At 44.7% G+C, this 6,429-nt stretch carries 6 protein-coding genes; 3 read left to right on the forward strand and 3 right to left on the reverse strand.

The genetic code is table 11. The features are described 5' to 3' along the window. Nucleotides 1–45: 45 nt before the first annotated feature. On the reverse strand, nucleotides 46–357 hold the full coding sequence (locus tag F6K20_RS19835; protein ID WP_131827085.1) for a hypothetical protein: 312 nt from the start codon (nucleotides 355–357) through the stop codon (nucleotides 46–48). Between the two features lie 497 nt (nucleotides 358–854). On the opposite strand from F6K20_RS19835, the gene F6K20_RS19840 reads away from it, so the two are divergent. The 3 genes from F6K20_RS19840 (at nucleotide 855) to F6K20_RS19850 (ending at nucleotide 3,695) form a co-directional block, all read left to right on the forward strand. Next, a complete protein-coding gene (locus F6K20_RS19840) occupies nucleotides 855–2,114 on the forward strand; it encodes an RNA-guided endonuclease InsQ/TnpB family protein (protein WP_008185956.1) in 1,260 nt (419 codons plus the stop codon). 74 nt (nucleotides 2,115–2,188) lie between these two features. Next, complete coding sequence (locus F6K20_RS19845) at nucleotides 2,189–2,458, forward strand: Asr1405/Asl0597 family protein (RefSeq protein WP_008185958.1); 270 nt, start codon at nucleotides 2,189–2,191, stop codon at nucleotides 2,456–2,458. 163 nt (nucleotides 2,459–2,621) lie between these two features. Next, nucleotides 2,622–3,695 carry an ABC transporter ATP-binding protein gene (locus F6K20_RS19850; RefSeq protein WP_008185960.1) on the forward strand — a complete coding sequence of 358 codons (1,074 nt, stop codon included), beginning with the start codon at nucleotides 2,622–2,624 and terminating at the stop codon, nucleotides 3,693–3,695. A gap of 330 nt (nucleotides 3,696–4,025) precedes the next feature. On the opposite strand, the gene F6K20_RS19855 is transcribed toward F6K20_RS19850, so the two are convergent. Then, nucleotides 4,026–4,847 carry a DUF4231 domain-containing protein gene (locus F6K20_RS19855; RefSeq protein WP_044493695.1) on the reverse strand — a complete coding sequence of 274 codons (822 nt, stop codon included), beginning with the start codon at nucleotides 4,845–4,847 and terminating at the stop codon, nucleotides 4,026–4,028. Nucleotides 4,848–5,127: 280 nt separating this feature from the next. After that, complete coding sequence (locus F6K20_RS19860; protein WP_008185964.1) at nucleotides 5,128–6,048, reverse strand: NAD(+) kinase; 921 nt, start codon at nucleotides 6,046–6,048, stop codon at nucleotides 5,128–5,130. Nucleotides 6,049–6,429 lie beyond the last annotated feature (381 nt).

A 6,429-nucleotide genomic window follows, 5' to 3' on the forward strand; every position in this document is an offset into this window, starting at 1 on the left:
TCAATTGATCATCTTAAGGATCTTGTATGAATTATGAAGGTTGAATTATCTGGCACCCTTGTCATTCATTATAGTGGGCGGGCAGTTGGTGGGCAGTGCTTTGGGATGGGATGGGGAGCTGATCTGATTGGTCTGCTGCACTGCCCACCCTACATCTATTGCTCGATTGTAGTGGAACTGGCATCTTGCCAGTTTCAATATATGTTGGGGCGGGCAGGATGCCCGCTCTACTGCTATGCTCACCCAGTGGAATGGGCATCTTGGTAGAACTGGCATCTTGCCAGTTTCTATTTCCAGGCAGTTGGTGGGCAGTGCTTTGGGATGGGATGGGGAGCTGATCTGATTGGTCTGCTGCACTGCCCACCCTACATCTATTGCTGGATTGTAGTTGCAATTATAGTTGACAAAATTATCTATAAGTGCTTACACCCCTTGCCCTAGATATTTCCATCTCCTGATCACGCCATCTCCCGGTGTTCCAGTGCTATTCTCCCACTGGCAACTGTTGAAATAATCAAGACTTAGGCAATTGCCCCCTAAATCCCCCAATTCTGGGGGACTTTGACATCATTACCCCCCAAAATTGGGGGGCAGGGGGGCAAAACCCAGTAAACTTCGTAAGTCCTAATAATATTTTTTTTGTAAATTAGTTGAGAAAGCTTTGCATTTGAAACCTAAATAGACTAAACTAGTCTATGAGCATTAGCAATAACTAATCCCTGGCTGCTCAAATCTTCCCTTAACCAAGGCAGCTTGCTTCCAGCTTTTAACTAGCGGGGGGTCTGGGGGATACATGAACCTCCCAGGGTAGTTTTCTGGGTTTCAATACCCCTAAAAGTGGTATGAGTCTAACAATGAACTACTGTTACCGAATCTATCCATCCGCCATTCAAGAGCAACAATTGCTCGAATGGTTGGAGGTTTCTCGCCTGCTTTACAACCAAGGATTGGGAGAAATCAAAGACTGGATAAATTCGCGCAAATGTCGTGTTAATTGTTGCTCTTTGCAGTCGGAATACATCATTCCAGCTGATATTCCTTTTCCTAATTATTATGATCAGCAAAACGCCCTCCCTAAAGCTAAGGAAGTATTTCCCCGCCTGAAACAAGCCCCTTCGCAAGTACTTCAAACTACTCTTCGTCGGTTGCATAATGCTTGGGACTTTTTTAAAACAAGAGGCTTTGGCTTTCCTCGTTTCAAGAAGTATGGGCAACTCAAGTCCCTACTTTTTCCTCAGTTCAAATCCAACCCAATTACGGGTTGGCAAATCAAACTTCCCAAGCTGGGGAAAGTGCCGATCAACCTGCATCGACCTATCCCTGATGGGTTTGTGGTTAAACAGGTAAGGGTGTTGAGAAAGGCTGATAGATGGGAAGCAGTTATTGCTATTTCTTCTGATATCTCGATACCGGAAGTTAAGCCTCATGGTAAGGCCATCGGCATTGATCTCGGGCTTAGCTGCTTTCTGGCAACATCTGAGTCTGAGTTGATCTGTAGACCCCGATTTCTGGTTAGTTTGCACCGCCAGCTGAAATTGCTGCAACGCAAGTACGCCAGAACTAACAAGGGTTCTAAAAATCGAGAACGAGTGAGACTAAAGCTGGCCAGGTTCCACAACCACATTGCTAACACCCGCAAAGACTACCACTACAAGCTGGCGAATCATCTTTGTTCCACTGAAGGAGTGGGGATGGTTTTCGTTGAAGATTTGAATGTTTTGGCAATGAGTAGAGGGATGCTTAGGAAGCATACCCTCGACGCCGCCTTTGGTCAGTTTCTCAACATCTTGGAGTGGGTAGCATCTAAGCACCAGGTCTACTGTGGGCGTGTCGATCCTAATGGCACCTCCCAAACCTGTCCCAAGTGTGGAACTCATACCGGCAAAAAGGGGCTTTCGGAGCGGGTACATCAATGTAATGGTTGTGGATATAGAACGGATAGAGACCATGCAGCTGCCCAAGTAATCAGGTGGCGTGGTTTAGAACAAGTCAGTACGCAGGGACTCTGCGGAATAGAAAACGCCTATGCAGTCGGTCTGCCGGGGGTTGGGGAGACCCGATCTAGGTCAGAGGCAAAATCTCGTAAGAGAAAAACTAGGAATGCCCAATCGTGAGGTTGGGAAGCCTACACCATAATCGTTGATTTGGTGTAGGAGGATGTCACTAAAAAACTATTTCATTATTGATTATGGATCCATCTATATCTGAATCAGAGGCCAGTCAAGTGATAGAGATCAAGTGGGGAGACCGATGGCAAGTCTATCGGCGCTTGCAAGAGCTAGAGATTCCCTGTCACTGTAAGACTGACCAGCCCTTGAGAGCTGAAATCGATAATGTCACGGCTTTGATTCAAATTTGGAGTATCCTCAGACAGCTAACCCTTCCGCGCCAGGAGTTAATATCCTGGCTCGATGATTGCTGGCAGCTTCCTAGCAAAAGGCGCAAGGAGAGACTGTAACTAGTAGGTAAGCATTCAGCCCTCAGCGGTCAGCCGTCAGCTTTCCATAACTCAGATTAAACTACTGATCCTGTCAGGTCTACTCAACCTGCCAACATTCAACCTGCCAACATTCAACCTGCCAACATTCAACCTTCAACAAAATAACTTTCACTATCAATTCATGACAAAACCAGCAATTCTACATTTAGAAGGGATTACTAAACACTTTGATCAAACCACTGAGCCAGCAGTGGGGAATGTGTCGTTTACCCTCCATGAAGGGGATTTACTGGGATTAGTGGGGCCATCTGGCTGTGGCAAAACGACTTTACTGCGGATTGTAGCTGGGTTTGAGCGACCCCAAGCGGGACTAGTGGTATTGGCAGGACGGAAAGTGACTGGGCCAGGGTATTGGTTACCACCAGAACAGCGCAATACTGGTATGGTATTTCAAGACTATGCTCTATTTCCTCACCTGACCGTAGCAGAGAATGTGGCGTTTGGGCTTAAGCAGAATCGGAAACAGAAGAGTGGTGTCTGTGTCAAGGGTAATACGGAAGATGCGATCGCATTAGTCGGATTAGCTGGCATGGGCAAACGTTATCCCCACGAACTCTCTGGTGGTCAGCAGCAGCGAGTAGCCCTAGCCCGTGCCTTAGCCCCGCAACCTAAATTAATTCTATTGGATGAACCCCTCAGCAATCTGGATGTCCAAGTGCGTCTGCGGTTGCGTCAGGAAGTGCGAGCTATTCTCAAAGAAACCGGCACCTCTGCTATTTTTGTCACCCATGACCAAGAAGAAGCCTTGTCGATATCCGACCAAGTGGGAGTAATGCGTTCTGGTCGATTAGAGCAATTGGGGACACCAGAAGAAATCTATACCAATCCCAGCTCTCGCTTTGTAGCAGAATTCGTCACCCAAGCCAACTTTTTACCAGCCCAACGCAGAGGAGACCTATGGGAAACAGAAGTAGGCTCCTTTGCCATCAGAGTCAATGATGCCATACTTAATACAAAACTGGATCAGCTGGAGCAAGGGGAGCTGATGCTTAGGGAAGAAAATGTACTTCTCAAGGCTGATGATGACTCCACCGTAGTGATTCAAGACCGACACTTCCTAGGTCGTGAATACCGCTACTGTTTACAAACCGCTTCCGGCACAAAACTCCACGCTCGCACCAACCTTAGCACTCAGTTACCCGTAGGGAAGCGGGTGCGACTGTCTGTAGCTGACCCATCAGTACCGATATTTTAGAATTTAGAATTTAGAATTTAGAATTGAAGAGAATTTAGAATTTAGAATTTAGAATTTAGAATTGGGAATTGAAGAGAATTTAGAATTGGGAATTTAGAATTGAAGAGAATTTAGAATTTAGAATTGGGAATTTAGAATTCACCATTCTGGCTTCTGGCTTCTGGCTTCTGGCTTCTGGCTTCTGGCTTCTAGCTTCACCATTCTGGATTCTGCATTCTAAATTCACCATTCACTATTCTGCCTTCACCATTCTTAATTCTTCATTCTACATTCTACATTCTTAATTCTTAATTCTTAATTCTACATTCTTCATTCTACATTCTTAATTCTTCATTCTTCATTCTTCTCCGCTGACTGATTGCCATCAGAGGATTGCACTTGCTTGAGATGAATCTTATTCACCTGAACAATATAATGTTCTATGGCCTTTTGTGATTGTTGTTGACGTCGCGCGCCATCGGGTGAATCAGAAAAGCGATAAGCTGGAGTAACTCCCAAGACAAATTTTTCCTGTTCCGCCTCTAACAATTCTACAGTAGTGTTGGCAGCAATCCAATTTTCTTGAAACGGAAAGGAAGTAGACACACTAGCAACAATAGAAGCAACAGCTGGAAATATTACTGGGAGCCACTTTAGTAATGCAGAACCAGTTTCTAATTTGTCTAGCAAGACTAAAATTGGTGTTATTCCCGATAAAATAATGGTTAACATTTGGGCAACATAGTAAGCATTTCGGGAGGTTCTGCGGGTCTTTTTATAATCGTCAATTAACTCCTGGCTATAGGTTAATGCTTTTTCTATCGCTAGAGTTATCGGGTTATTCTCTATGGAATTATTACCGCACCAGAGCCCACTACATAGTTTAGACTTTTTGGTCAGTTGCGACTGATGATTAGCTTCTTTATAGTCTTGCCACAATTGTTGATTAAATAGAAACAGAAATAGAAAAACCGCAACACAAGCAGCGCTAACGATTAGCAATATTTGACGGTGTGAGATAAAAATAGAGGCCATTCCAACCCCAACCCCACCAGCCAGGAATAAATAAGAACCGATATTGATTAAAACTGAAGGTCTTGAAATTGATGAAGACGAGATTTGCTCTATTGTCTTAGGAATTTTAGTTTCTGGAATTGCTTCAAAATTAGTCATTTTTATCTGAATATCAAAACAGTTAATGGTAATGAACATAATTGACTAGACACAATTATAGCAAGTAGACATCTCCAGAAACTCGGTTTTGACCCAGGCAGTGCAAGGGTTTGAGGTTAATTTTTGGAGATGTCTAGTGGGCATTGCTGATTGGTAGAATACTCAGAAATCCCACCGTTAACCCTCCGTTATGATTTATTTTTGAAATTTTGTCCCCAAACTCCTCAAACTCCCCCCACTCCCCACACTTCCCACTCTCCCCATTAACTAAGCAATTGACTCAATTGCGGTGGTTGTTACTGTAGGTGACTCTAGTACCAGCCCACTGAAGCTTAGTCCTTAAGGTCTGGTAATAGGAATACTGTTCCCGTAGGATAATGAACTTGGCCTGACAATCTGCTCTACGCACGTCCACCCGTTGTCCAGGCCAAATAGAGGTTGCGAGCACACCATCCATCCAGAGTTTAGTGTTTAGTTCATAATCCCCCAAGGGCCAGATACTGACAACAGAGCCAGAGGGGAGCACGAAAGGACGACTGGAAAGGCTCATCGGACAAATCGGTGCTACTGCGATCGCTTCAATCGAGTCGTGCAAAATTGGACCATTAGCGGAAACAGTATAGCCAGTGGAACCAGTGGGAGTCCCAACAATTAGTCCATCCCCTTGGTATTGATCCACTACTTCTCCATCAATTTCCATTTCCAGAATTGAGGTAATCATCCGATCGGCAGAGGCAGGTTTAATACACATTTCATTGAGTGCGAAAAAGCGTCCGCTAACTGGTGTCAGGTCAGTGCGGTTTCCCTCAAACACAGCCCCCTCTAACATCATCCGCCGCTGAACTGCATAGCGGTCTTCTAATAGTCGGTTCCATACTTGCTCAGTGTCTTTAAATTCTTCGATAGGTTCGGTCAGAAATCCCAGATGACCTCCAACATTTACTGCCAAAATTGGTATTCCTTCCGGAGCCAGATGTCTTGCGGCTGCCAATACTGTCCCATCCCCCCCGAGAACCACTGCCAAATCAATGGCTTCGGTGGCAGAAGCTAAAAAGACTGGGTAGGGATTATCTTTCGCGCCACTTGGTCCGATCAGAACCTTGCACTGGCGTGTTTCCAACTCCCGAGCGCATTTTTCTGCGCAACGTTTTCCTTGGGAGTCTCCAGCTTTGTGAATAATAATGACTTGCTTTAGCTGCACGTTACTGTTCTGGCTTACCCCTAGTGTTCACTGTTATTCTAGAGCGTTGGGTTAAGCGTTACCTGATCTTTGCGGGGAAATTGGGGAAATAATTAAATTGTCAAATAAATTTAATTCTCAAAAAGGCGTTTTCTTGATCAAGAAGACTACCAACTTGGGCTAACTATAACTAGACACTGGGTCAAACAGACTTAGTCAATAGGAGATTAACCCATGACAAACGAAGAATTTGATACCTTAGTCAAGAAACTCGAAGATTATGCCCAACAATATCCCGGTAATTATCAGAGTGGGAGAGTTTGAGAGGGAAAAGAATACCCCGTCCTCTTAGGTCTTGAAGTTACCGTAAGGATAGGGTCGCCTTAATCAATAAGTTTTAGA

This window comes from Moorena sp. SIO2C4 (genome assembly GCF_010672485.1).
GTDB classification, from domain to species: domain Bacteria; phylum Cyanobacteriota; class Cyanobacteriia; order Cyanobacteriales; family Coleofasciculaceae; genus Moorena; species Moorena producens.